At 47.7% G+C, this 25526-nt stretch carries 23 protein-coding genes; 6 read left to right on the top strand and 17 right to left on the bottom strand.

The window, feature by feature from the left end:
• Positions 1–94: 94 nt before the first annotated feature.
• The 7 genes from JXQ28_00230 to JXQ28_00200 form a co-directional block, all read right to left on the bottom strand.
• Positions 95–2266 carry an Ig-like domain-containing protein gene (locus tag JXQ28_00230; protein MBN2276150.1) on the bottom strand — a complete coding sequence of 724 codons (2172 nt, stop codon included), beginning with the start codon at positions 2264–2266 and terminating at the stop codon, positions 95–97.
• Positions 2267–2407: 141 nt separating this feature from the next.
• The gene (pilQ, locus tag JXQ28_00225) at positions 2408–3703 is read right to left on the bottom strand and encodes a type IV pilus secretin PilQ (protein ID MBN2276149.1); all 1296 of its coding nucleotides are present in this window, start codon (positions 3701–3703) and stop codon (positions 2408–2410) included.
• A gap of 15 nt (positions 3704–3718) precedes the next feature.
• A complete protein-coding gene (locus JXQ28_00220) occupies positions 3719–5170 on the bottom strand; it encodes an AMIN domain-containing protein (GenBank protein ID MBN2276148.1) in 1452 nt (483 codons plus the stop codon).
• 19 nt (positions 5171–5189) lie between these two features.
• Positions 5190–5807: a type 4a pilus biogenesis protein PilO gene (gene pilO, locus JXQ28_00215; GenBank protein MBN2276147.1), complete on the bottom strand. Its 618-nt coding sequence runs from the start codon at positions 5805–5807 to the stop codon at positions 5190–5192.
• 9 nt (positions 5808–5816) lie between these two features.
• The gene (locus JXQ28_00210; GenBank protein ID MBN2276146.1) at positions 5817–6503 is read right to left on the bottom strand and encodes a PilN domain-containing protein; all 687 of its coding nucleotides are present in this window, start codon (positions 6501–6503) and stop codon (positions 5817–5819) included.
• A 4-nt stretch (positions 6504–6507) separates the two neighbouring features.
• The gene (gene pilM, locus JXQ28_00205; protein ID MBN2276145.1) at positions 6508–7560 is read right to left on the bottom strand and encodes a type IV pilus assembly protein PilM; all 1053 of its coding nucleotides are present in this window, start codon (positions 7558–7560) and stop codon (positions 6508–6510) included.
• A gap of 241 nt (positions 7561–7801) precedes the next feature.
• Positions 7802–8311 (bottom strand): GspH/FimT family pseudopilin, encoded by a 510-nt coding sequence (locus JXQ28_00200; GenBank protein MBN2276144.1) that lies wholly within the window; start codon positions 8309–8311, stop codon positions 7802–7804.
• Positions 8312–8748: 437 nt separating this feature from the next.
• Here JXQ28_00200 and JXQ28_00195 point away from each other — a divergent pair, with 437 nt between their 5' ends.
• Entirely contained in the window at positions 8749–10986 is a 2238-nt protein-coding gene (locus JXQ28_00195; protein MBN2276143.1) for a S8 family serine peptidase, read from the top strand.
• 66 nt (positions 10987–11052) lie between these two features.
• Here the strand turns inward: JXQ28_00195 and JXQ28_00190 are convergent, their stop codons facing one another.
• The 3 genes from JXQ28_00190 to JXQ28_00180 are packed head-to-tail and all read right to left on the bottom strand — an operon-like array spanning position 11053 to position 13339.
• A complete protein-coding gene (locus JXQ28_00190; protein MBN2276142.1) occupies positions 11053–12153 on the bottom strand; it encodes an aminopeptidase in 1101 nt (366 codons plus the stop codon).
• 15 nt (positions 12154–12168) lie between these two features.
• Positions 12169–12672: a methylated-DNA--[protein]-cysteine S-methyltransferase gene (locus JXQ28_00185; protein MBN2276141.1), complete on the bottom strand. Its 504-nt coding sequence runs from the start codon at positions 12670–12672 to the stop codon at positions 12169–12171.
• Between the two features lie 13 nt (positions 12673–12685).
• Positions 12686–13339, bottom strand: coding sequence for an HAD-IA family hydrolase (locus JXQ28_00180; GenBank protein ID MBN2276140.1), 654 nt, complete (start codon positions 13337–13339; stop codon positions 12686–12688).
• Positions 13340–13769: 430 nt separating this feature from the next.
• On the opposite strand from JXQ28_00180, the gene JXQ28_00175 reads away from it, so the two are divergent.
• The gene (locus JXQ28_00175; protein MBN2276139.1) at positions 13770–15605 is read left to right on the top strand and encodes a S41 family peptidase; all 1836 of its coding nucleotides are present in this window, start codon (positions 13770–13772) and stop codon (positions 15603–15605) included.
• 39 nt (positions 15606–15644) lie between these two features.
• Here the strand turns inward: JXQ28_00175 and JXQ28_00170 are convergent, their stop codons facing one another.
• The 7 genes from JXQ28_00170 to JXQ28_00140 all read right to left on the bottom strand — a co-directional run bounded on the left by JXQ28_00170 (position 15645) and on the right by JXQ28_00140 (position 21482).
• Positions 15645–16061, bottom strand: a complete 417-nt coding sequence (locus JXQ28_00170; protein MBN2276138.1) for a hypothetical protein — start codon at positions 16059–16061, stop codon at positions 15645–15647.
• A 134-nt stretch (positions 16062–16195) separates the two neighbouring features.
• Entirely contained in the window at positions 16196–16948 is a 753-nt protein-coding gene (locus JXQ28_00165; GenBank protein MBN2276137.1) for a class I SAM-dependent methyltransferase, read from the bottom strand.
• 61 nt (positions 16949–17009) lie between these two features.
• Complete coding sequence (locus tag JXQ28_00160; GenBank protein ID MBN2276136.1) at positions 17010–18410, bottom strand: hypothetical protein; 1401 nt, start codon at positions 18408–18410, stop codon at positions 17010–17012.
• A complete protein-coding gene (rlmN, locus tag JXQ28_00155) occupies positions 18407–19459 on the bottom strand; it encodes a 23S rRNA (adenine(2503)-C(2))-methyltransferase RlmN (protein ID MBN2276135.1) in 1053 nt (350 codons plus the stop codon). Before rlmN ends, JXQ28_00160 begins: the two co-directional genes overlap by 4 nt.
• Positions 19460–19574: 115 nt before the next feature.
• Complete coding sequence (locus tag JXQ28_00150) at positions 19575–19922, bottom strand: hypothetical protein (protein MBN2276134.1); 348 nt, start codon at positions 19920–19922, stop codon at positions 19575–19577.
• 232 nt (positions 19923–20154) lie between these two features.
• On the bottom strand, positions 20155–20547 hold the full coding sequence (locus tag JXQ28_00145; protein MBN2276133.1) for a response regulator: 393 nt from the start codon (positions 20545–20547) through the stop codon (positions 20155–20157).
• A gap of 149 nt (positions 20548–20696) precedes the next feature.
• Complete coding sequence (locus JXQ28_00140; protein ID MBN2276132.1) at positions 20697–21482, bottom strand: hypothetical protein; 786 nt, start codon at positions 21480–21482, stop codon at positions 20697–20699.
• A gap of 87 nt (positions 21483–21569) precedes the next feature.
• On the opposite strand from JXQ28_00140, the gene smpB reads away from it, so the two are divergent.
• From smpB to JXQ28_00120, 4 genes are read left to right on the top strand one after another with little or no spacing between them, the layout of a single operon-like run.
• A complete protein-coding gene (smpB, locus tag JXQ28_00135) occupies positions 21570–22055 on the top strand; it encodes an SsrA-binding protein SmpB (protein MBN2276131.1) in 486 nt (161 codons plus the stop codon).
• Complete coding sequence (locus tag JXQ28_00130) at positions 22048–23529, top strand: N-acetylmuramoyl-L-alanine amidase (GenBank protein ID MBN2276130.1); 1482 nt, start codon at positions 22048–22050, stop codon at positions 23527–23529. Before smpB ends, JXQ28_00130 begins: the two co-directional genes overlap by 8 nt.
• A gap of 11 nt (positions 23530–23540) precedes the next feature.
• Entirely contained in the window at positions 23541–24347 is an 807-nt protein-coding gene (locus JXQ28_00125; protein MBN2276129.1) for a glutamate racemase, read from the top strand.
• A gap of 1 nt (position 24348) precedes the next feature.
• A complete protein-coding gene (locus tag JXQ28_00120; protein MBN2276128.1) occupies positions 24349–25518 on the top strand; it encodes an aminopeptidase P family protein in 1170 nt (389 codons plus the stop codon).
• The last annotated feature ends 8 nt before the right edge of the window (positions 25519–25526 follow it).

The raw sequence follows: 25526 nt of genomic DNA, 5'->3' as shown, positions 1-25526 counted from the left end.
GTCGAATCCGCAATTGCTTTCGCGTATAAAAATTAAGGGCCACCCGCCGGACTGGCGAATGACCCTCTCGAAACAAAACAGAAGTGGCGATTTATCAGTTCAAAGTCACTGTATGAGTCAGAGTTATATTACCCCGGGGATCGATATCCTGAGCCCTGATGGTAACCGATTCGGTCGTCCCGGACGCGGGGGTGTTCAATATGAATCCGGAAGCTTCTCCATAAAGGTTGGTCTTCTGGGTTCCATTGCTGACCGAACCGCCTCCGCTGACGGTGGCCACGATAGTGTGATCACCAAGAGGATTGCCCCAGCGGTCTTCGATAGTCACCGTGAAGGGCACCGCGGAACTGAAACCGACACTGGATTCAATATCCAGATTACAACCGCTGTAGTAAGCCGGTCCGGTTAAAAGCGTGCAGGGCACGGTGGTTTCGACAATACTGCCATAATTGGATCGAACGACATCAATAGCGCCGATACCGTCATCGGCCACGCCATTCAACGAATAGTCATAATCAAGAACCACCGAGGTCAGGTAAGTCTTGACCCTGGAGGCATGACAGCCATCCTGCACAACGCTGGAGGCCACCTCAAGATAGTCACTGCTGAGGAAAATATCGGTTTGATCGACGACGAAGTTGCGATTCAGGTCGCGAACTTCGACATAGAAAAATCTCATTGTCTGGCCATCAGCATTAACATGGGTCGGAAACAGGGTCAAACCCGAGGCCGGATCGGTCACGAACCAGAGGGTATCCGGAATCCAGCTGTTGATAAAATAGCCGGTATCGGCCAGTGTCCCGCCATTGGTGGAAGCATATATTTCCACGATACCATCGGCGGTCGGATCATCATAACCCGAGAGCCACCATGACATGGCAATACCCTCTTCACTTTCGGTCCGTCTCTCATGAGCGAGTATCGTTCCCTCATCGCAGGAGAAATAAACGACTGTGGAATCCGGGCAGGGATTATGATAAACATCGGAAAGCAGAGCGGTAATTTCTACCCGTTTGTTAATCCAGCCCCAGTACTGAGTGTTGCATATTTCCGCCCCCACAATAATCTCGGCCGGTGGTCCGGCATGAACCATAATCTGGGTCGCTTCCGACATGATCGTGGCCCCTTCATTGTAGGCCCTGACTCGAATGGTCCCCGATATGGTGCCCGATGATATCGGACAAACGGCCACCCCGGCAGAGTTGGTCAGGTCGACATAGGGACCGCCTGTGCCCGTGCCGCCCAGGTCTTCGCCGCCGCCCGGTCCATCGGTAATAATGAAATACACTGACGTTCCGGCCGGGGCCGTGTTGCCAAAAGGATCATAAACAGTGGCATAGAGCATGCCGTTTTCATAACCGCCTGTTCCGACAACAGCCAGGTGGATAGAGTCGGCCGACAAGGCGATACTGCCGACTTCGGAGTTGGGGTTGAGCTGTATGGTTATTTGGGCAAAACCATCGATTTCATCATCATCGACCGTGGCCCGGACATAGACCGCAATCGGATCATATCCGGCGGTATAAGTGACAACCACGGTTCCAGTATCGCCTTCGACATAGGCCACCGTATCGATCCATCCCACCGGATCCCAGGCACCGTTGGAGATGGCATCGATAACCAGGGCATCGACTCCGCCGCCGGTGAAATACCCGTCACCGTCGTTATCAAGAAATTTTTCTCCGGCCGCAAGGCGGACCATGGTTGATTCGGGTGCCGGATTACCATCACCATCGGTAATGATAATAACGACTTCGGAAGTGGAACTGCCGTCCGCCTCCAGCCTCCTTGGATTAGCCGCGATAGTAACATTATCCGAACTTACCGTGGTGGTATCGGGACCGGTGCCGGTGGTGTCATCATCGTCACCCGTTGACGCCACCATGACATTGACCGTCGCATAAATTTCATCCGACAGCCAGGCGGTGATGGTGGTTATCCCGGCATCAGTGCCGTGGAATACCGTCGCCGCGTAACCGTCCTCATCGGTGGTGTCGATTGAAGGATTGCAGGAACCCCCGGTATCAACGGTGAACATAACCACGCGGTTGGGAAGCGGGTTGGTCCCATCGGACACAAAGGCTTCCACAATTGCCTCATCTCCAACCTCAACGGCTGATGGAGAGGCCGTCACCGATTCAACCTGGAGAGCGCTGTTGGAATCGGAGTCGCTTGACGAGGAATCGCAGCCGCCCAAAATAAAGGCCGGAATAACTGCCAACCCCATCAAAAATAGCATCATTATTGATGACTTTTTGCTCTTCATTAGAACTCCCTATCTGATTTTGATTATTATTTCCTGTTTAATTTTGAATTCATGATTCTGATATTATTATCGGTAGATCGGCCGCCTTTTTAAGACAAAAAACCCGCCTATTGGCGGGTTTTTTTTGTAAATTTAAATATCTTATGGCCCCGTGTCGGCCAGATCGTTTTCCACCACCGTCGGAGTGACGAAAATGACCAGATCACGATTTTCAATCTTCTTCTGAGAATAACGGAAAAGAGCACCCAGAAGCGGGATGTCTTTGAGAATTGGGATTCCGGTGACTGTCTCGACCTCATCCTGGGTGGTCAACCCGCCGATTACGGCGGTCTGGCCATTATTCACGACCACATTGGTTTCGGCATTATTGGTATTGATAATGATTCCCGATGATGCATCCGGTTCAAGAGTTGATCTCTCCGGCATCAAATGCATAAGAATCTGATTGTCAGCCGTTATGGTCGGCGTTACTTTGAGCATGGTTCCGACCTGTTCGAATTTTATGACGACATTTCCGGATTCATCGAATTGTTTAACAGGAACCTTTTGCCCCATCTGAATCCGGGCTTCCTTATTCTCAATGGTGGTTATTTCCGGGTGGGCGATAATTTTACCCTTGCCTTTGGTGATAATCGCTGATACCGCCGCATCAAGGCTCCAGCCCTGGGATGGGGCATCAACACTGAGCGTATAATCGATAGCCTTGTCGGTTACCCGATTGCCTGTCTGGGCCCCGGTCTGCGTGATAACCCGATCACCACTCTGGGTGGTTGATCCGGTGACCGACCAATCCACGCCCAGTTCATTATTGACATTATCATAAATTTCAAGAAGCTGAGCGGAAATTTTTATCTGCCGGGCCGGCTTATCCAGTTCCCGGATAAATTCTTCAACACGGGGCAAGTTGTCGGGAACTTCCTGCAGGATCAGGGAATTGGTATGTTTATCGGCATCCACCTTGCCGCGGTCGGACATGAGGGATTTAACCGACTCGACAATGTCCTCGGATGAGGTGTTGTTTAAACGAACAATCTTGACATCCAGTCGCACCAGCGTTTCCTGCTGTAATTTGTGTTGTTCCGAAGCTGTTTGCTGGTTACGATAGGCATCGGCCGGAAGGACCCGAATATAACCGGCTTCCTCGAAAACCACGGCCAGGTTATAAGTCTGTCCGATGATTTCCAGAGCCTGTTGCCAGCTGACACCTCTAAGGTTTATGGTAACGCTCCCTTGAACATCGGGGGCGACAACGACATTAACGCCGCCATAATCGGCTAGAAACCTGATGACCGATCTGATCTCGGCCGCCTGGAATGAAAGATTCTCAATCGGCTGAGTCGGATTCTGCTCCTGGGCCAATGCCGGCCCGAACAAACCGGCACTGAAGACTACAACCAGGAAAATCAAAAGGTATTTGTAAATTCGTGCTAATTTCATCGACTAACCTGCCTTTCATTCGCCATCTTCGAGATTAAGCGCCACCGTTCTGCTCCAGCCGTACTCAAAGAGTTGAAAGAGAGCTTTATTGGTGTATATTTGGGAGACATATCCTTTCTTGACTTTATCACCGGGTTTCAGAATGAAACCATAACCATCAATATCTTCAAGCAGGGCCCGGTTCTGACCATCGGTTGATTCCAGAATACCCACCAGTTTGGCGGTTTCAACATCCGGTAATTTCTTGAATAGCGGCCCATCGGTCTTTTTGGTTTCGTCAATTAATGAGGCAAAGGGATCACGAGAATTTCCGGGAGTGTATTTAATTACCATCCGCTTGGGAAATTCGGCGACAATAGTCCCTTTGAGCTTGGCCGGAATAGCCGGCTCGCGTCGAAAGCGGGAGGTCGGTTTCCGGGTCACTTCTTCCCTGGTCGGTTCGGTTCTTACAGCTTCGTCGTCGTCGTTCAGAACCAGCGGTTTAGTCGCCGGCGGCTCGGTTGAGACATTAGCCTCCGGAGTCCCCTGTTGCGGGGTATCAACCGGTTCCTTTTCGGCCGGTTTATTCACCACTTTTGGAGCTGGTGCAGGAGGATTATCTTTTGGTTGTAGTTTCTCGGCAAGGACCGTTTTGTCTTTGGCAACCGGGCTTTTTTCCACGCTGTCGCGATCAACCGGTTTGGGGGACGGCTGTTTCTTTTTTTGAACTGGCTCGTCTTTAACCGGTTCCGGCTGAGCCGTTTTCGGGTTTGCTTCCGGTTCATCGGAAACCGCCAACAAAGGCAATTCATCAGGAATTGTTGTCGCTGACGGGCTCGGCCGACTCATTTCCCGATCCATCAAATTCGATTGCCGGGCCTGATAATAAGTCGTTTCCGGCTCCCATGAGGCCACTTCGGTTGTCTCTATTTCTTGTGTCTGATTATCCGGTAAATTGACCGGAGCCGGACTTTTTTGAAGTGCCGGAACCGATTTTTCGGCTCGGACCGGTTCGGGTTCCGGGCGAACTTCTGGTTGACCCGGTGTAATATGAGTCTGGCCATTGCTGGACCAGGCCGGAAAGCTGGAAATTTCATTTTCGGGAATATAAACAAATACAGAATTACCCGCTTTTTCAATTCTATACACGGATTCCCTGTCCAAATCCATTACAACTCTGACCGTTTTTGTCGGTTCTATGGAATATTGACTGGTTCGAATCGATTGAACAATTGAAGCCGGTAATTCATGAAATGCTTTCTGACCCAGCATGTGGATGGCAGGAAAGATATCCACAATTATACGGAAATTCTTACCGTCTTTGGCTTCCTCAATCTGATGAGAGAACTGGTATGAACCGGCAGCGTTGATCTTGAGGACCATTTCACCATTTTTCCAGAACAATTGCAGTTCATCCACATCGGCATCGGCCATAACGACCGGCACCGCCAGTAACATTAAACATATCATGCTGATAATATATTTCATCTTCAATTTCCTCCCGCCTCTACAGAACCAGTTCCTGTAATCTCTCCTCAGCCCTTACAAAATAGGTGGAGAGGACAAATTTCACGTTCATGGTTGTCTTTTGATTGATTCCGGAGTCTTCGCTTTCCGAGGCCGAACCGGCCGTGTTGGCAATCGAAGTCGTTGTCAACTCAACTTCTGATAAATTGGCGATGAAGGGGAAATTGGCCACATAACCAATAAATTTTCCGAAATTATGGTAGGTTCCGGTCATTTCGATTTCAAATCCGGCCACATTATAAAAGTTTTCCGGTTTGATCGGCAAAGGTTCAATCTTCACGATTTTGGTTCCGGTCAAAGATGACGCGGTGTGAAGTTGAACCAAAAATGATGGAATCTGCCTGACTTCGGGCAGCAGCATTTCGATTTCCCGGTAGCGGGCCAGAAGGTCTTCATATTCCAGAGTGAGCGCATCCAGGGATTTCGATTTCATTTCGACGTTCTTCAAATTCGTAATCATAGTCGAATATTCCTGATTCATTTTGGTCAATCGCTCATCATAACCGGTGTACAGTTTAGAGTACCAGAAATAGGCAACAATTAGGAAGGCTGCCACACCCATCATTATTTTTTGATTTTTGGGATCTCTGAAATCCATGGTGCCTCGCTAGTTTATTTTCGATTCGGAACCGGCGGCCTGCTGGACAGCGAGTTTTTCCAGTTCTTCATCGGATAAATAATGCACATTGCAGCTTAATTTAAAATTATAGGCCTTTTGTTTGCCGAAAACGATCTCTTCGGTGTTTACCAGATCGACCTCATCGAAATAATCCGATCTCATCAGTTTGATCATAAATGAGGCCAGAGCATTAAGAGTAAAAGTGAAACCCTCGATCTCGGCCGGTATGACCGCGAGATTTGTTGCGGGTTGCACGGAAGTAGTGTCATTCTTGTCCTTCTTGACCGGAGCCTGTTTCTTGGCTTCGTTAAATTTCGAAAGCCAGACAAAATCGGGAACATCGGATGAAAGATCTTCCAGAATTCTGACCCAGGCGCTGCGATGCCGGTCCAGACGCTCGACGGCTTCCAGGCGATCGGTAATCTTGGCTTTGATATCCATCAAAGCATCGACCAGTTTGATATCCTTTTCAAGTTGAAGGGTACGGGCTCTGGCAATCGCCATCTGTCCATTCAACTCGTTGATTTTGTATAACTGCCAGCCGGTAATTGCCCCAAACATCAGTATAACGCCCGCGGCCGCGATGACTGCATAGATACCCTGTTTGCCCAGGGAGAAGCCCCCGGACCGCTTCATATACTGTTTGGGCAAAAGGTTTATATTTATCATCGCCATGGTCTTACCTTACCTTTCTCATCGCTAATCCGATAGGCACTGTCAGCAGCGGGGCGATTTTCTCCGGTTCCAGATACTGGAACATTTCCGGATCATAGTCTATATTCCGCAGCGGATTGAGAATTTCCAACGGGATATTGAGCTTGGACTGGAGATATTCCGGCAGGTATGGAACCAGCGCTCCTCCTCCGGAAAGAACCATCCAGTCGATCTTTTCCAGCTTGGCTTGGGTTTTAAAATACGAGAAAGCCAGTTCCAGTCCCGAAAGCAATTCATCGGTCGAGGAAACGATGGTTGCCTTGAGCATATCCTGATCAATGGAATCTTTCATTTCGCCCTTGATAGCCTTGGTGGCCAATTCCGCATTCAATCGGAATTCCTTCTGGATGGCGTTGTAAATTTCACGGGTTCCGGCGGAAATATCCCTGGTGGAATGATACAAACCTTCGTAGAGATATAAGACGTTGGTAACATCGTAGCCCATGTTAACCAGGACCGTGGTCCGGGTCGGATCAATTTCGTAATTGAACGCGTAGGCATTGAGAATCGCAAAAGCATCGACATCGACAACGACCGGTTGGAGGCCGGCATCAAGAATCAATTCTATATAAGAATTCAAAAACTCGTTCCGGGCGGCGACCAGAAGAACCTCGGATTTTTTGGTTTCCTCATCGACCCGGATTATATGATGATCCAGAGATACGTCTTCAACATCAAAAGGTGATCGCTGCTCGGCTTCAAACAAAATGGCTTGTTCCATTTCCGAACCGGATTTCTTGTCAATCACGAATTTATCGGTGATGACTCCATACCCGGATATGGAAACGACCACATTTTTGATTTTGGGATCGATTTCGTCTATCAAAGATTGGATATTGTAGATGACGGCTTCGCGGTCCTTAATCTCATCGGATACAATCGCCTCCGGAGGAAGTTCGCGAATTCCCAGAGCCGTGACCGAGTGACTATCCTTGTTCCTCTCCAGCTTGACAAGCTTGATGGAATTGGCACCGACATCGAGTCCAACCGTGCTTTTGCTGCCTCGTGAAAATAACATAAGCGTCTCTTATAAATATCTCTTTTGGTTCATCTTAGTATCTTATCGTCAAATACCACTCAAAATTAACCTCAACCACGACCTCATTTTTTAAAAGCATGGGGTTGTCCCAACCCCGTTTTTTAATATCTTGTAAATCTTATCGGATGATTGGCATGACAAATTAATGTCTTTCTTTATAATAAAAAACCCCTACGCCGAAGCGAAGGGGCTTACCGGAGGATGAGAAAGAGGGAGTTGGCTAATAATTATTGATATACTCCAACCGGGATTTGCCGGTTGCGGCTAAGACGCTGATTTGACCGGAGTTATAGACATTGTCGGCGTCACACTGAGACTGGATATCGATATTTCCCGAACCTGAAGCCGAGCCATTGGGCCGAAAAACGATTGATGAGTTGGCAAAAGTCGTTGCCAGATAAGTGAAATTGACCGGAAGAGTATCAACCTGAATAACAGAATCCCCACCCGCATCATAAGTTTCAGCAGTAAGATTGGCGATATCCCTAAATATACTGACGGTCTTGGCGTCTGAATCAAAATATAACCCATACGGATTTTTCTCCGAAATGGCCATTGACCGGGCCAGTCGAAGGTAAGAAACAACATCTTTGGCCTTGCCGCGAAACTGAATTCGCTTAATACTTTTATCGAATTGAGGAACGGCCATGGCCGCGACTATGCCAATAATAACAACTGTACTCAGCAGTTCCAGAATCGTTATTCCCCGATGTCCAAATATCTTTTTCATAATATTCACTCTCTCTTGAATCTTTGACCGAAAGCTTTTGCATAAATAATGCCTTTCGCGGAAAAATTTACTCCGGGACTGGTGTATTTATTCAGTCGATTGGCCGATAATGAGTTATCTGATGGAAAAAGAACATAAGACAAGGGAACCCGCATTTGGAATTGACTGTTATCTATTGATAAAGTATTGGGGATTGCCTATAGAAATAGAGATTCGCCAACAAGTGGTTGACAAACGCGGATAATAATGTAAATTGTTCTATATAAGTCAGTTACCTCCTTTTTCACCGACCATGGAAAGGAATTTGGATGCGAAACATTATTGCAATTAAGATTTCCAAGCTGTTGCTATTGTTATCATTAATACCTTCAGCAGGCATCAGCGCCGGTCCTGATATTTTAAAGCAAGATCCAATTGTTCTGGAAAAACCGAATACCATGCTTTCTGAGAAAGCTCGCGAATATCTAAACAATCAAACCGGGGAAAAGGTAAAAATCTGGGTCTTTTATAATGATAAAGGCGTCTTTAACTCACAGGATTTTGACCGGGCCGCGCGTAAAATCGAAATAAATGATAAAGCCGCACAAAGACGGGCCAAAATGGGCCTTAATGAAGTTGTTTTCGCCGATTTGCCGGTGGTTCAAGACTATATTGATCGCATCACCGATATCGGGGGCCGTATGCTTCGGGCGTCACGCTGGCTGAATGCGGCCGCCTTTGAAATCGATCGCGAAAAAATCAATTTAATACCGGAATTTTCCTTTGTTAACAAGATCGTTCCGGTGGCGCAGTATATCAGTCCCGCTCCGTCTGAAATGGAAGAATCTCCTGTCCCGCCCGAAGACCTGAAAATATCTCCAACCGATACTGACGCTCTCGATTATGGCACGTCTTACAACCAGGTTCAGATGATAAATGTCCCGGCCATGCATAATCTCGGATACAATGGCTCCGGGGTCGTGGTGGCCATGCTGGATACCGGCTATCGTAAATCTCATAATGCCTTTGATTCTGCGTTCGCTGATAACCGGGTTCTGGCCGAGTACGATTTTATCTTTGATGACAGCGAAACCCAGAATGAAACCGAGGATAATGCTTCGCAACACAATCACGGCACCTATTGCTGGTCCACTCTGGGCGGTTATGCCCCCGGTTATGTCATCGGACCGGCTTATGATGCTTCTTTTCTGCTGGCCAAAACTGAAGATGTTCGAAGTGAGACCATTGTCGAGGAATACAACTGGGTGGCCGGTATGGAATGGGCCGACTCGCTCGGAGCCGATGTGATTTCCACTTCACTGGGATACTCCGAATGGTACAGCTATGAAGATTTCGATGGCAATACGGCCGTGACCACCGTAGCGGCCAATACTGCCGCCGGGCTGGGAATTATCATCTGTAATTCGGCCGGCAACGAGGGACCCTCGGCCGGGACTCTCTCCGCTCCGGCTGATGCTTTCGATATTCTTGCCTGCGGGGCGGTTGATCAGTACGAATCCATCGCATCCTTTTCTTCAAGAGGCCCGACCTATGATGGACGAACCAAACCCGAAGTATGCGCCATGGGAGTCAGCACCCATTGCGCCGATGGAGCCGGCAATAATTTTTACACCATTAAAAACGGGACTTCGCTTTCGACACCGTTGGTCGGCGGAGCGGCCGCCCTGCTTCTATCGGCTAATCCGACCTTGACACCCTGGCAGGTACGGGCGGCTTTTATGGAAACCGCCAATAATGCCGCCAGCCCGGACAATACCTATGGGTGGGGAGTGATAAATGTTCTCGATGCTTTCAACTGGGGAGCCAATTTCACGATCGATACCGCTTTCGGGTGGGATGACCTGACCGTCAATTTCACCGACAGTTCAACTCCTCCGGCAACATCATGGAAATGGCATTTCGGTGATGGCGATTCCTCGGAAATTCAGAATCCATCCCACACTTATTCTACCCCCGGTTCATATGATGTCACCCTGGTTATTGAATCATCGGAAGGAGCCCTGACCCGCCTCAAAAAAGATCTGATCGTGGTTCTTGCCGACACCCTGACATTTGCGGAAACCGCAGGTTTTGCCGGAGAAACGGCCATAATGTCGGTTAACTTGACCAATTCCCAGGAATTGAATCGGATTGTTCTTCCCGTGAAATATCCGGCCTCGATGGAAGTCATCCTTGATTCGATATCCGCCGGAACCAGAACTATTGATTTCGAGGCGACAAATGAATTGTATCGGGATAATGATGCCCATCAATTAGTGTATGAACTGATTGCCGACAATGGCGGCGGGACCGGAGAATTACAGCCCGGAACAGGTGAAATCGCCCGGTTGTTTTTCGCTGTCGGGGGTACAGCCGAAGCCGGTGATTATGCCGGTGTGAATGCCATTGAGATCAACGGTTATGAATTGGATATATCGAATTCCAGAATAAATTACACTCCGGCCGTAAATGCGGGTCAGTTGGTTGTTCAATCGACCATGCGCGGAGATGCCGACAATTCCGGAGGCATTAATATTCTCGATGTCACTTATATCGTTAATTACCTGTACCGGGGCGGACCGGCACCTCTAACGATTCGGGCCGGAGATGCCGATTCAAGCGGCGGTATTAACATCCTCGACGCCACTTATTTGATAGCCTACCTTTACCGGGGCGGACCACCCCCGGCCGAATAATTCCGGCAAAATAAAAATAAGCCCCACTAAAGTAGCGGGGCTTATTTTTTATCCTGGTATTAATGCCTAAATCAGGAAGCGACCATCTTTATATATTACCTTACCATCGGCCATAATTTCTCCCCCGTTTTTCAGATCGCAGACCATATCCCAGTGAATGCCGGAGCGATTGACTCCGCCGGTTTCAGGGTAGGCCGCCCCGACCGCAAGGTGACAGGTGCCGCCGATTTTCTCATCAAAGAGAGTATTGCGGGTAAATTTGGTGATCTCATAATTAGTGCCGACAGCGAATTCTCCCAACCGCCGGGCTCCTTCATCGGTATCCAGCATAGCCGTTAGGAATTCCTCATTTTTCGTGGCTTTGGCCTCAATCACCCGACCACCCTTGAAAGTTAATCTGACACCATCGGCTTCCCGGCCGGCATAAAAAGCCGGGAAAGAATATCTTATTGTTCCGTCAACCCCATTTTCAATCGGGGAGGTGAAGATTTCCCCGTCCGGGAAGTTTTCCTTGCCGCAACAGTTGATCCACTTGCGTCCTTTGACATTCACATTCAAATCGGTATCCTGGGCTTTCAAATGAATCATTTCCACATTGTTAAGGATATCAACAAGGCGTTGTTGCTCTTTTTGAACCTCGCGCCAGTATGCTACCGGATCATCCTCATGCAGATGCCCTGCCCGATACACAAAATCCTCATAATCGGTCAATGACATTTCGGCATCCTGTGCATGGGCTTCAGTGGGATACTGGGTTCCGGTCCAGTGAAGTGCCCCCTCGGAAGCCCGCTGGAAAAATCTGTTCATCAGCGGTTCCTTGGCTTTACTATGAAGCTGCTGGCGTTTGGGATCAACACCGCTTAGGAATTTGGTATTGGTGGTGGCCCAGATTCCAAGATAAGCATCGATCTTTTCCATCTCCAGTTCTTTCAGGGGCGAAATATATTGCAACTGCTGGTCGCTACCGAATTTGAAAAAAGCCTCCGCAAGATCAATTAATTGCATATCAATGTAAGTATTCGCTCCCGTCTTGAGAGCCTCAAGGTAAACCGCCTTGATAAGAGGAGCCGCAACAGGTTCTCCCGAAATTTTAAACAGCTGGCCTTTTTTCAATTCCAGCGAGTAATGTACCATCACCCGGGCCAAGCTTTCCAGACGTTTATCCATTATATTCTCCTTCTGCTAAATTTGAATACCTTCGATTTCAAGCAGGCGGCGTTTTAGCTCTAATCCCCCACCGTACCCTCCCGGACCATTCGAGGCTACCACTCGATGACAGGGAATAACAAGAGGTAATCGGTTTCGGGCATTGGCCGAACCAACCGCCCTTGACGCCCCCGGATTACCAATGGCGGCGGCTATCTGGCCATAGGTTGCCAGGCTGCCATAGGGAATGGCCGCCACCCTTTTAAGGACCTTTAGCTGAAAGGGCGTTCCATTTAAATCAAGCTCCAGATCGAATTTCCTCAGTTGGCCGCCCAGATACAGGCTTATCTGTTTTTCCGCCTTCAAATTCTCCGAACCGCCGGGAATGATTTCATACTTATCATAATCTCTTTTTAACCGGGCTTTAAAAGCCGATTGGCCATTATTTCCAAGAGCGATTATCGCCAGGCCTTTTGCGGTCGCCCCCAGATAAATCCATCCAATCGCCGAATTGAATTCATGCACATACAATTCTTTCATGCCTCAGCCAACCTCATTCCTGTCTGTCAAGTATTTCCAGAATATCATCGACTCGTGAAATTATCATATCCGGTTTGCTGACCTCAAGTTCGCCATCGCGGCCGAATAACGATTTTACCGCCACCACCGGCAATGATGCCCGGCGAGCCGCAATAACATCGTTGGCCGTATCGCCGATCACCAGAGTGTTATCCGTTTCGGCTTTCATTAAATCCAGTAATTTGATAAAGACTTCGGGGGCAGGTTTGACCGAGGTAACATCATCGGCTCCGGCATAGCAGATGAAATATTCCCGCCAGTTTAATTTATTCAAAATTTTCTCAATATGGACTCTAATTTTGGTGGTTCCAATAGACATCCGGTAACCTTGTTTATATAGTTCCCTGACTGTCCGGTCGGCTCCATCAAGAGGTACAGTCGATTCCACAATCACTCGCCGGGCCTTTTCCTGGAAATATCGCCAGAATTCCGAAAATGATTTATGCGAGAATTTCCGAAACATGGTTTCCAGCGGATAGCCTATAAAAGGTATGATTTCCTCCGGGGAACGGCGTTGAGCGCCTATTTGCTCCAAGGCATAATTGGTGGCTTCCACAACCCCGCGGGAGGAATCAATCAGGGTTCCATCAAGGTCAAAAATCAGGTTTTTTATGCAACCAAATGTCAAGGATTGTACCTCATTATTCATAATCTGCCGAACCAATGGAATTGCCAAGATAGCCCTCATATCAACCAAAGTCAACTTTGGAAGCCAATATAATGATGCCATCGTGTATGAAACATGAACAAAAAACCTGCACAACACTGCATATTACATCGCTTTATAGTAACCTACATCGAGTTACGGCAGGATGGGGAATCTTATTATTAATCATGGTTGTCAGCGGTCAGCTAATTTTCTTGCCGATTATATAATTATTTATAGGCCAGTCAGTTATGATTTGCGTAAAACTGCTGAAGGGTAAATTGAAACCTTAATTGGTCAATTACTGTTTAAAAACCGGCAGGTGAGAGTATTGTCCGGTTCTTAACTTGCTTGACAATGGATGTAAATAGAATAGATTATCTTTTTGACATATGCTTAGGAGGGCATAATAATGAGATCCTTCACACTGATGATACTTTCCCTGACGGCTTTCTTAATGGGTCTTATCTGGGCGGTCGGCTCCGGTGAAGCCGTCGAGCGACCGGAATCACAGGTCATCTATCTGGCCGATACCGTTCATATTAACCTCGAGGAACCTTCCGAAGCGACTGCCGGCGAAACCGACCAGACGGAATCAAGAGAAACCCTGTTCAAGGAAATAAAGAAATTCAACCAAACGGTCTATGATATTAAAAACCGCTATATGGAAGAAATCGATACCAGGGAGTTGATCAATGCCGGCATAAAGGGCATGCTCCAGAAACTCGACCGCTTCTCGGTTTTAATGGAACGCCAGTCATATGATCGACTTATGGAGAGTACCCAGGGGAAGTACGAAGGTCTGGGGATGGAAATCGATTCCCGGGATGACTATATTACCGTGGTTACGCCCATGGAGGGTACTCCGGCCTATAAAAAAGGACTTCGTTCCGGTGACCAGATTATTGCCATTGATGGCAAATCGACATACAAAATGACCACTTCCGATGCCGCCAAGCTGATGCGGGGCACGGCCGGAACCTCGGTCAGCTTAACCATCAATCGTGAGGGTTTGGCCGAGCCGCTTGATTTTGATGTTGAACGGGCTGTTATCGAGCTGAAATCGGTTAATTATTATGGAGTGATCGACGGTAGCAATATCGGCTATATCCGTCTCTCCCGTTTTGCGGAAGAAACCACCAACGAACTGACCGACGCAATTAATGAACTTAAATCCCGCAATATAGAATCTTTGATTTTTGACCTTCGCTCCAATGGCGGCGGACTACTTCAGCAGGCGGTCCAGACGGCCGAGTTGTTTCTGGGCGAGGGAAAACTTGTGGTTTACACACGCGGCCAATTCTCCGATAGCGAACGGCGCCTGTATTCCCGTCGTATGCCGCTTTTGCCCGATAAACCGCTGGTTATTCTGGTTGACGAGGGTACCGCCTCCGCATCAGAAATCGTGGCCGGGGCCATTCAGGATTGGGACCGCGGAATAATCATGGGACATCCAACTTACGGAAAAGGACTGGTACAGCAGATTTTTTCGATCGGGGCCGAAGATGATGTCAACCTGAAGCTGACCACGGCCAAATACTATATTCCCTCGGGGCGCTGCATTCAGAAACCTGAAGTCCAGAAAAAACCGGATGTCAACGATGAAATGGCCGAACTGGATGAAGAAACCGCCGATACGACCGGTACCGATACCATGAAGGTAACTGAAAAAGAAGTGTATTACACCAATGGCGGCCGGATTGTCTATGGCGGCGGTGGAATTTTACCGGATATCGAGGTCGATGAGCCGCGGCTTATGGAACCGATTGAGATTAACCTTGAACGCAAATCGATGTTTTTTGATTATGCGGTCAAGTATTTTGCCGGTCATCCCGAGGTTAACCGTGATTTTCAGGTAACTGATAAAATGGTGGATGATTTCAGGAAATTCCTTAAAGAAAAAGATTTCACATATAAGACGGCCCTTGAGGTATCGCTGGATAAGATGAAAGAAATCGTTGAAGAGGAAAAGAAAGATTCCCTCTTCATGTCGGCCCTTGAAAATTTTGAATTGCTGGTGGAAAAGGAAAAAGAGGCCGATTTCAACAACTCTCTTGACTACATCAAACGGGCCATCAAGCGTGAGATTGTCGCCAAGATTGACGGCCAGCGCGGCGTTTATGAAGAAATCATTATTAAAACCGATCCTTCGGTTTTGCAGGCCATCAAGCTTCTTCAGAACAAGGATGAATATTCCAAGGCTCTTTCCGAGGGCATGTCGAAAGACCGCTCGGTCCTTATTAAATAACCCAAACAGCTTAAAAGGGCGCCCCGCAGGGCGCCTTTTTTATTTCAGATCGAACCTCTTCACATACCACTGCTCACCCAATTTTACGAGGGTTATTTCCAGCGGCCGCCCTCGATCGGTACTGTCGGCCATTATGGTGCAATCGACCCGCCCCACATCTTTGGTGTACATGAAGCTTTTACTGCCGAAGGCGTAGAAAGTGCCGCTATCTGTCATCGGATAGACATCATCAAGAATTTTTTCGGAACTGTACCCCAGATCCAAGGCCTGTACGATCAGAAGAGAATCAATTGCCTCCCGGTTACGGTCTTTTATGGCCTGGCTTAACCGTTCCAGTGTATTTTTGATCCGGGGTATTTCATCCCGGGGCGGATTTTTTTCCGTGCAGGCTGTAAATATCGCCATTTGCAGGATAAAAACGATCAGACAGGCAGTCAATTTCCTCATTCTTGTCATCTTAAAAAATCTCCTCTTCAGAGATGTCTTATTTAAAAACCCAGGTCTTGCCGGTGAACCTTACGTCAATTATTCCTTTAAGCGGCCATAATTCCCTGTCGCCGACAATTCCCCGCAGTAATTATCCCGCAATTTCACTGTGTCTCATCCGCGGTTTTGGATAAGCCATCGGTTACCTTTTCTCCTATATAAAGAATACTCTCCGAAAGCAATTTGCTTCTTGGGGTAAAAACATGGATTCGACTCAGACGCCCGGATAAATAGTTGACGATTTTCACCGGAGTATTCATGGCTTTTGCCACACACTTATGTTTTGTAAAATACTCATGGTGCGCCCCGGGCATGATGAATCTCATTCCTCCCGCATAATCACAGAACAAGGTTTTCATACCGCAGTCCATATGGAGAGTCTTCAATATGGGAATATCAATTGTATTATGTTCGGCATAGACTCTGGGCCGGATTGTCTTGCTGATAAATCCATTAATACCAAAAACGTTTGGTACCATTGTAACGACATATTTCCGGGACAGCGCGCAGATCCTATTCATGACGACGGACATATCACGGAAGTGCTCAAGAAATCCGGCAGAAAATACAATGTCGTATTTGTTTTTTTCACAGTCGTATGTGAAGAAATCCTGTACAAATACGCTGGCTTCTATATCAAGCAATTTCATGTTGGTTTTAGTCGCTTCCGCCGCCCCCTCGGCGTACTCCAGACCCGCCACGCGATAGCCAAAGCATTTATGGAAATACGCCATCCAGCCGCCAGGGGCGCAACCAATCTCTATTAATGAATGCTCAGGGGTATGCGGAAGATGAGTCTGGAGTTTATTTTGAATGTCATATAAGGGCTTCTGGACGACCGGTAATTTGGCACCCATCCATATGGCCTCCCATTTGGACTTGGTCGTTAAGGTGTTATCCACGGCTTTTTTCCTCACATCATTGCGATCCCATATTCTGGAAAATATATATACCCGAGCCCTCGGGCTTGAGAATATTATTTTCCTCCAGGCGATTCATCACTCCGGTTACCACCATATCCCAGCACCAGAGACGAGCCCCCTTCATACTTGTATTATCCCTGTCGGCGGGCGGGAAAATCCTGTCGATCTCCTTTTTCAGTTTGACGGCATAATCGGTAACTCCATTCATCAAAAGCGATAGCGGCACCTGGTCGATTATATCTTCATATGAATAATAGACCGGCGGATAACTATTATTGAATACCATGTTGAGTGACAGGTAATGGCGGGCCTGAAGATCTTTTTCGAATTTAAATCCGGGATCGATTTTCCCGCAGAAAAACCTTTCGCCATTATCCTCATCGGGGTAATAATAAAAAGTCCGGCCCACGGCATTTTTCGGTGCCTGGACAAGATACATGAACTCGCCCATATTGGCCCGCCAGACATTGGGATTCTTGAAAAGGATATACCTGATGCCATCATTGACAAAATCCCGGCCCAGGAGATCCCATAACAGAAGTCCCTCGACGACCGGGTGATGGTGATACAGCACCGAACCGCTCTCAAGCAGGTTATGATGATCCGAGGTTATTCTTCCCTGTCGGGCCATGGCTTCCACGGTGCTGTCATAAATCCTAAGATTGCCTGAAATCACCCGGTAAAGCCCATCGACGGTTTCATTGATATAAGGCATCATTTGAGCCACACCGGCCGAGTCGAGGACGGAGAATGCGGGTTTAAAGGTATTGCCATCGGCCTTAATAAATCCTTCTCTCTGAAGCTGACTGATATAATATTTGACATAGTAATCATCGACGCCGCATAACTTGGCGATCTGAATTGGTGTTTTCCCCTGGTGCAGCAATAAAATCAGTATCCTCGAAAATTGATTGTCGATCATCTCATTCAAATCGGCCAGCGGCGGAATTTGTATTCCAGCCTCAACAATCGGCTGTATCGACTGCGGGATGGGGATATTAATCTGAAAATCCCGGGAATAGAATTTCTGCGATGCCAGCGGCTGGTCAAGTGTATCGATAACATCATACAGGTTTAAATAAATGAGCCCCTGGCCGAAATTCCCCGGTATTTCTATTGGCACTTCGATCCGGAATGGCCCGCCCGGTTCAATTATAAACGATCTATTTATATACCGGGCCGATGGATTCCCGGGATCGTCAAAACTCAGTTCGCATTCGGCTACAATAAATTTATATTCCGGGGCAAGATTGGTGACATCAACCACCAGGCTTTGTTTCCCCCAACCGGTTGCGGTAATTTCGGCCTGGCCGACTTCGAAATCCTTGCCGATAGCCAAATCCATAAAGCAAAGAACCGATACCATCACCAGCAAAACCAACCCCAACGATTTCATCCTTTATTCTCCCTGTTTTGTCTCTTTTCATTCACTGCCAGCTGGCCGCAGGCCGCCCCAATATCAAGACCGCGGCTTTTTCTTACTGTCACGGCCGGAGCACGGGGATATAATATTTTCCCGAATTCATCCACCTCATCATCATCTGGCCGTGAATACGGTAAATCACCTACCGGATTATATGCAAGAATATTGATTTTGCAAGGGATTCCTTGAATCAACCGGGAAAGCGACAGGGCGTCTTCCCGGCTGTCGTTAAATCCTCTGAAAAGAATATATTCAAATGTGATGCGCTTCTTCTTTTTCTCCGCGAAATATTTGGCCGCTTTCATCAATTGATCCAGATTATACTTCTTGGCCACCGGCATTAGGGTCCGGCGTTTCGCATCTGACGCGGCATGAAGCGAAATGGCCAGCTTGACCTTGAGGTCGGAATCGGCCAGCGAATAGATCTGCGGAACAATACCCACCGTGGAGACAGTGATTCTTTTGGCGGAGAAAGACAGGCCCAATTCTGAAGCGATTATTCCGATGGCGTCGATGACATTTTCATAATTCAACAGGGGTTCCCCCATTCCCATGAAAACGATGTTGTGGAAAGCGTCCCGGCCATCCCTTTGACGCAAAAACAGCAATTGCCCGACTATTTCACCGATGGAAAGATTACGTTCAAAGCCCATTTGACCGGTGGCGCAAAAACGACACCCCAGCGGACAACCAACCTGACTGGAAATGCACACGGTTTTTTTATCACGGTCGGGAATGACAACAGTCTCGATAAAACGATTATCGACCAGCCGGAAAAGAAGTTTTTCGGTGCCATCAGTTGAGCGCGATATTTTTTCGGTCTTGGGTCCTGCAATCCTGAAGTTGTCCCGCAGTTTTTTCCGCAGTTTTACGGATAGGTCGGTCATCCGGTCGAAATCGAATTCGGCTTCATTATAAACCCATTTGAAAAGCTGACGGCCTTTGAAGGCCTTCTCATCCTGTTCGATCATCAGCGTTTCAAACTGTTCGGCGGTCAGACCCAGCAGATTAACTTTGTCCATTGTCCTAATTTAAAACCGGGATCATTCTTAACCAACAGGAATTTATAAGAGCAAATGATTTACAATTATAAAAATGGGAAACAGACTGCCGTTTTATTAAAATCAAGATTTTCTATCAGCCGTTTTTTTTCTCAATCTTTCGCGCCAGACTATCAATCTTCTTATTCAGGCGCTCCAGTTCATCCATAATTTTCTTCTGAGACAGTTTATCAGCGGCTTCTTTGATTTTACCACCGACTTTTTTCATTTCCGTTTGTATGGTCCCGCTTTCTTTGATAAGTTTGTCCTTCAACCTGGCCGAGTTTTTTTCCGCCCGATCAAGTAATTCCAGGACCGCCTCTTTGCGTTCGGATTTGGGAATTTCGCCGGCCTTGATCAAGGCATCGATAATTTCCTCGGCCTTTTTCCGGGTCAGGTTGAAAATACCAACCGATGCCAGGAAAGTGTTTTTCAAAATGGACATGGCGCTACCCTCCTTAAATTATTATTAGTGAATCGTAATTTATATTTTCTACAAAAACATCCGGGATAGGGTTCCCTATTCCCGCCCCGGGTAGGTTTTATATAACCATCATAGATTAAAAAGGCCAATAAAAAAACCGCCAAAAGGCGGCGGATACAATGCCAAAACTAAACCGGTATACCGATTTCTCAAGCCCTCTTTAAATTTAATTTTGGGTTTGAAAAATATCGGATCAGTGTTTCCCGGTTGACATCAGAATGATATTGACGATTTCCAGCAGACGCTCGCAGGAAAACGGCTTCTTGATAAACATATCGCCGCCGACTTTGAAAGAGCGGCCCATGTCGTCGCTGCGATCCTTGCCGGTCAGGAAAACCACCGGGATACGGGAAGTTTCGGGATCGTGCTTAAGCTCGTTACAAATACTATAGCCATCGGAATCCGGCATCATGATATCCAGGAGAATGATGTCGGGCTTCAGAGCCCTGGCTTTTTTCAGCCCGGCCGAGGCAATATTATCAACCACAACCTGGTGTCCGGCATTGGTAAGAAAAGCATCGATAATTTCCGTCACCTGAGGCTCATCATCGATAACCAGAATTTTGGCCGCTTTTACCTTTTCCATCAGACTCATCTTTCGCCTTTAGAGCAAATTCATCTAAATTAGTTATCGGCATCACGAAATTTTAATTAATAAATATTTGGCAGGATCAAAATACATTTCGGGAATCACACTTATTACGGACAGGATTCGTAATCCGGGGCGGCGATATTTTAATAATACTCCGGCCGGCGGTCGGCAAATATCTCATTATGAGGTGTAATCGATTTATTATCAGCGAGTTGTGGATCAATCCCGGCGGCTAAAAAGGCGGTCTCGGTATCTCCCAATTCACCCAGAATCCGGCCATCGGGGCCAATAATTCGCGATTTGCCAATAAATGTCAATTTCGTGCCGGAGTGAGATTCACTACCGACCCGATCACAGGTTATGGTAAAAACATTATTTTCCAGGGCGCGGGTAATCATGGCATCAGGGCAATGGGGCAGTACCAGGTTGGAGGGATGACAGATTATTTGGGCTCCATCCAGAGCCAACCGTCGGGCGGATTCGGGAAAACGCCAATCAAAACAGATCATCATTCCGATTCGATATTTTCGATATTGAAATACCTTGAAACCGGTATCGCCGGGATCGAAAACATTTTTCTCGGTATCGAATAAATGGGTTTTGCGATAGAGATGATAATGCCCATCCGGGGCAATGGCCAAGGCGGAATTATACAGGTAATCATTATCCCTTTCCGGGAAACCATAGACTATCAGAGCCTGTTTATATCGCGCAAGGTCCTTAAGCCGATTGAAAGTATATCCATCCCCGACTTGATCGGCTAATGATTTCAACTCCTGGCGATTTTTAAACTGGTAGCCGGTCGCGAAAAGTTCCGGTATAACCAGAAGATCGAAAGCTTCATTCTCAACAGCGGCCAGAACGGAGATAACATTTTTTTCTGTTTCTCCAAAAATCGGATTATTCTGATACAGGGCAACCCTCATCATTGACTCCCGATAATATTCATCGATGGGTAAGTTATCAAATCAATAAAACAATTGCAACCCCTCACTGATACCTCTATATTAGGGGCCATGAATGACGCCATACCTCGCATAAGGAATATTGTCACAAACCGTAAGGCCTTGCGGGATTATGACATAATAGAAAAACGGGAGGTCGGTATCGAACTGCTGGGAAGCGAGGTAAAATCGCTCCGGGCCGGGAAAGTAAATCTGGCCGACAGTTATGCCGCCATCGATGGCGGTCAGGTATTTCTCTTTAATCTGCACATTTCACCGTATGAGTTTTCCGGTCATGAGAGCCATCAGCCGACCCGACCGCGCCGGTTGTTGTTACATAAAAAGGAAATCCGAAGGTTATTCGGGGCCACCAACGAAAAAGGATTCACTCTCATTCCCCTTCGGATATACTTCAAAGGCCCCTATGTAAAAATTGAACTGGCCACCGCCCGGGGACGTAAAATGTATGACAAACGGGACAAGATTGCCAAACGTGAGGCGGACCGATCCATCGAGAAGGCCCATCGCCGGAGTATGAAAAACAAAAACCATGAATAATCCAAAGATCCTGATTGTATCGATAATACTGGCGGCCATTTTTCTCCCCGGCATCGCCCTGGCCGGTGATGTGACGGTGCAGTTATCGGGCGGCCTGGAGAAAATCGGTTCCTTTGATAATAACGATATAACTTATTTTTCTCTATCGCAGTTCGTGGAGCTGTTTGGTGAAAGAATTTCCTGGGATATTATTGGCTTTTCGGCCAAATATAAAGCCGAGGGACATCGGGCTGTATTTTATATGAACTCACCGTACATCAGTATCGATGATACGGTAAAAAATATTACTCATCCGGTTGATTCTCGGGATGGCAATCTCTATTTGCCGGCTGCCGCTTTCATTCCCCTGTTCGATTTGATACGCCCGGAACAGATCAGCTGGGATGAACGGTCGAAAGTTATCCGGGTTAATTCGGAATGGTACAATATCACTGATGTCGCCCTGGATTCAAAAGCCAATGGCCTGCTGATTGAAATTTTCTTAACCGAACCGCGCAGCTATGAAATATATATCTCGGAAGGCAACTGGATCAATGTTACCATTCCGGGAGGAACCGTCAATATCCGTCAGGTGTTGAGCCGCAAATCTAACAAATTCCTGCGCGATATCAATGCCTTTCAGTTCGAGGGTTCGGCGCAGGTTTCTTTTCGACTGAAACAGAACATCGGATCATTTACGCATAAATTCCAGGCCGGTCCGCCGCGGATCCAGATATCTCTGCGCGATACCACGGTCGTCCCGGTATCGACCACGGTTGAAAAGGTCGGGCCTGATGATCGGATTGACCGAATTATAATCGATGCCGGTCACGGCGGCAAAGACTACGGGGCCATTGGTCTGGATAATACGCGCGAGAAAAAAATCGTCCTTGATATCGCCAAAAGACTGGCCAAACTGATTCGTGATGAAAAAATCTTCCAGGCAATTATGACGCGCGAAAAGGACGAGTATGTTTCGCTGGAAGAGCGGGCCAATATCGCCAATAAAAACAAGGGCGACATTTTCGTATCCATCCATGCCAACGCCTCGACTAACCGTTCCGCTCGGGGGTTCCAGGTGTTCTTCCTGGCCCCGGCCAAAAATGATGAAGCCCGGGCCGCCGCCCAGTTGGAAAACGCCCCGTTCCTTGCCGAAAAAAGCGAAGCGATGGGGGATAAAATCGATGATTTAAGTCTGATAATCAGCGATATGATTCAGACTGAATTCCAGGTCGAATCGGCCGATCTGGCGGCCATGTCTGATCGTGAATTCCGCAAAAATCTAAGCAAGAAAACCGGATCGAGAGGGATCGACCAGGCGGCCTTTATTGTCTTGAATCAGGTCTATATGCCTTCTATATTGGTGGAGTCGGCCTTCCTGACCAATAAGAGTGATGAGGATTTACTCAACGATAAAAAATACCGGCAGGAAGTGGCTGAAGCTATTTATGCCGGATTGAAAAGGTTTAAAGCCAAATATGAGAATCGTCAATGAGTCCCAATAATATCCAGAAAAGACCTGTCGGTATTTTTGACTCCGGCGTCGGCGGCCTGACCGTGGTAGCCGAGATTTTCAAATTACTACCGGAAGAAAATATCGTCTATTTCGGTGATGTCGGCCGGTCACCCTATGGCGGGCGATCCAAGGAAATCATCACTCAGTTCACCCGCCAGGATATTAATTTCCTGCTGGAGCATAAAGTGAAATTTATTGTGGCCGCCTGCAATACCGCCTCAGCGGTGGCCCTGAATACTATCAAGGATGAATATGATATTGACATCCTGGGTGTGATCGAACCCGGGGCCAAGGCCGCGGTCCATTATACCCGCAATGGCCGGGTCGGGATCATCGGTACCAAAGCCACGATCGGATCCGACAGCTATGCTCATGCCATGCAGAAAAGAAATCCCGATATCAAGGTTTTTTCACTGGCCTGCCCCCTGTTTGTACCGCTGGCCGAGGAAGGTTATATCGACCGCGAGGCGACCCGCCTGATTGCCTATGATTATCTCAAAACCCTGATCGATTTGGATATCGACACCCTCGTCCTGGGTTGCACCCACTATCCCCTGTTGAAGGAAGTCATCGGCAAAGTGATGGGTGATAATGTCCGCCTGGTCGATTCGGCCGAAGAAACCGCCCGCGAGGTGGCGGCCCTGCTCTCGGTAAAGAATCTGATGCGCCCGTCCGGAGGGGAAATTAATCATAAATTCTATGTCTCCGATGTTCCCGATAAATTCACCCAGATAACGGAGCGTTTTTTGGGAAGAAATATCAATAATATCACCCGGGTGGATATAACCAGGTATTGAAATGGACCTGTATCGAATCAAAATAGAACAGGCCATAGAGATTCTCAAGGAATTGGATATCGATCTCTGGCTGATTTTTGTCAGAGAATCCGACATGATGGCCGACCCCGCCGTACCTCTTGTAATCGGTCATAAGGTTGTCTGGCAGTCGGCTTTTTTGATCGCCAGAGACGGCGAGACAATTGCCCTGGTGGGAAATTTCGACGCTCCCGATTTCGAGCGTTCCGGCCGGTTTGACAGAGTTATTCCCTATGTCGAAGACTGCGGCCGGGAAATTCGCCGGGCGGTAAAAAAACTTGATCCCCGTACCATCGCCCTGAATTATTCAACCAATGATATCGCCTCCGACGGTCTGACGTACGGCATGTTCCAATTACTAAAGGAATATTTAAAAGGAACGCCATATATCGAGCGATTTGTTTCGGCCGAGGGGATTGTTTCGCTGGTTCGCGGTCGAAAAACGGCCGAGGAGATTAGACTTATTTCAGCGGCGGCTTTCATGGCATCTGACTGCTGGCAAAAATCTCTGGAGGAAATCCGACCCGGTTTGACCGAGCGAGAGATAGCCCGTATAATCGATACCAATATTGAGAAACTGGGCGGGCGTAATTCATTCGACACTATCGTCAATGCCGGTGTCAAATCGACCGCCGGGCATGGTCATCCGACCGAGGCTATCCTGGAGCCGGGCGATTTACTCCATGTCGATTTTGGCGCCGTTGTCGAAAATTACTGCTCCGACATTCAGCGCCTGGCTTATTTCCGCCGCCCCGGAGAAAAAACGGCCCCGACCCGACTGCTGGGAGCCTTTAACAAAGTCCGCGAGGTAATCGATGTTACCTCGGAAATGTATCGACCCGGGAAAAAGGGATACATTATCGATGCTGAAGCGCGAAAAATACTCCAAGGGTCAGGATACCCGGAATATCAGCATGCCCTGGGGCATCAAATCGGCCGCTCGGTTCACGACGGTGCCGCTATTGTCGGACCCCGCTGGAAAAGGTACGGCAATACACCCACCATCCCTCTTGAAAAGGGTAATACATTTACAGTGGAACTGGGGATCGAACTCAAGGGTATCGGTTATGCCGGGCTTGAGGAAGATCTGGTAGTGACAGATAAGGGAGGCAAATTTTTATGTCCAAGACAAATCGATTTGATTGTTATATAAAGTGGTTA

It is taken from the genome of Candidatus Zixiibacteriota bacterium (genome assembly GCA_016933955.1).
Lineage (GTDB): Bacteria > Zixibacteria > MSB-5A5 > GN15 > PGXB01 > JAFGTT01.
This window is presented reverse-complemented; position numbering and strand designations above follow the sequence as displayed.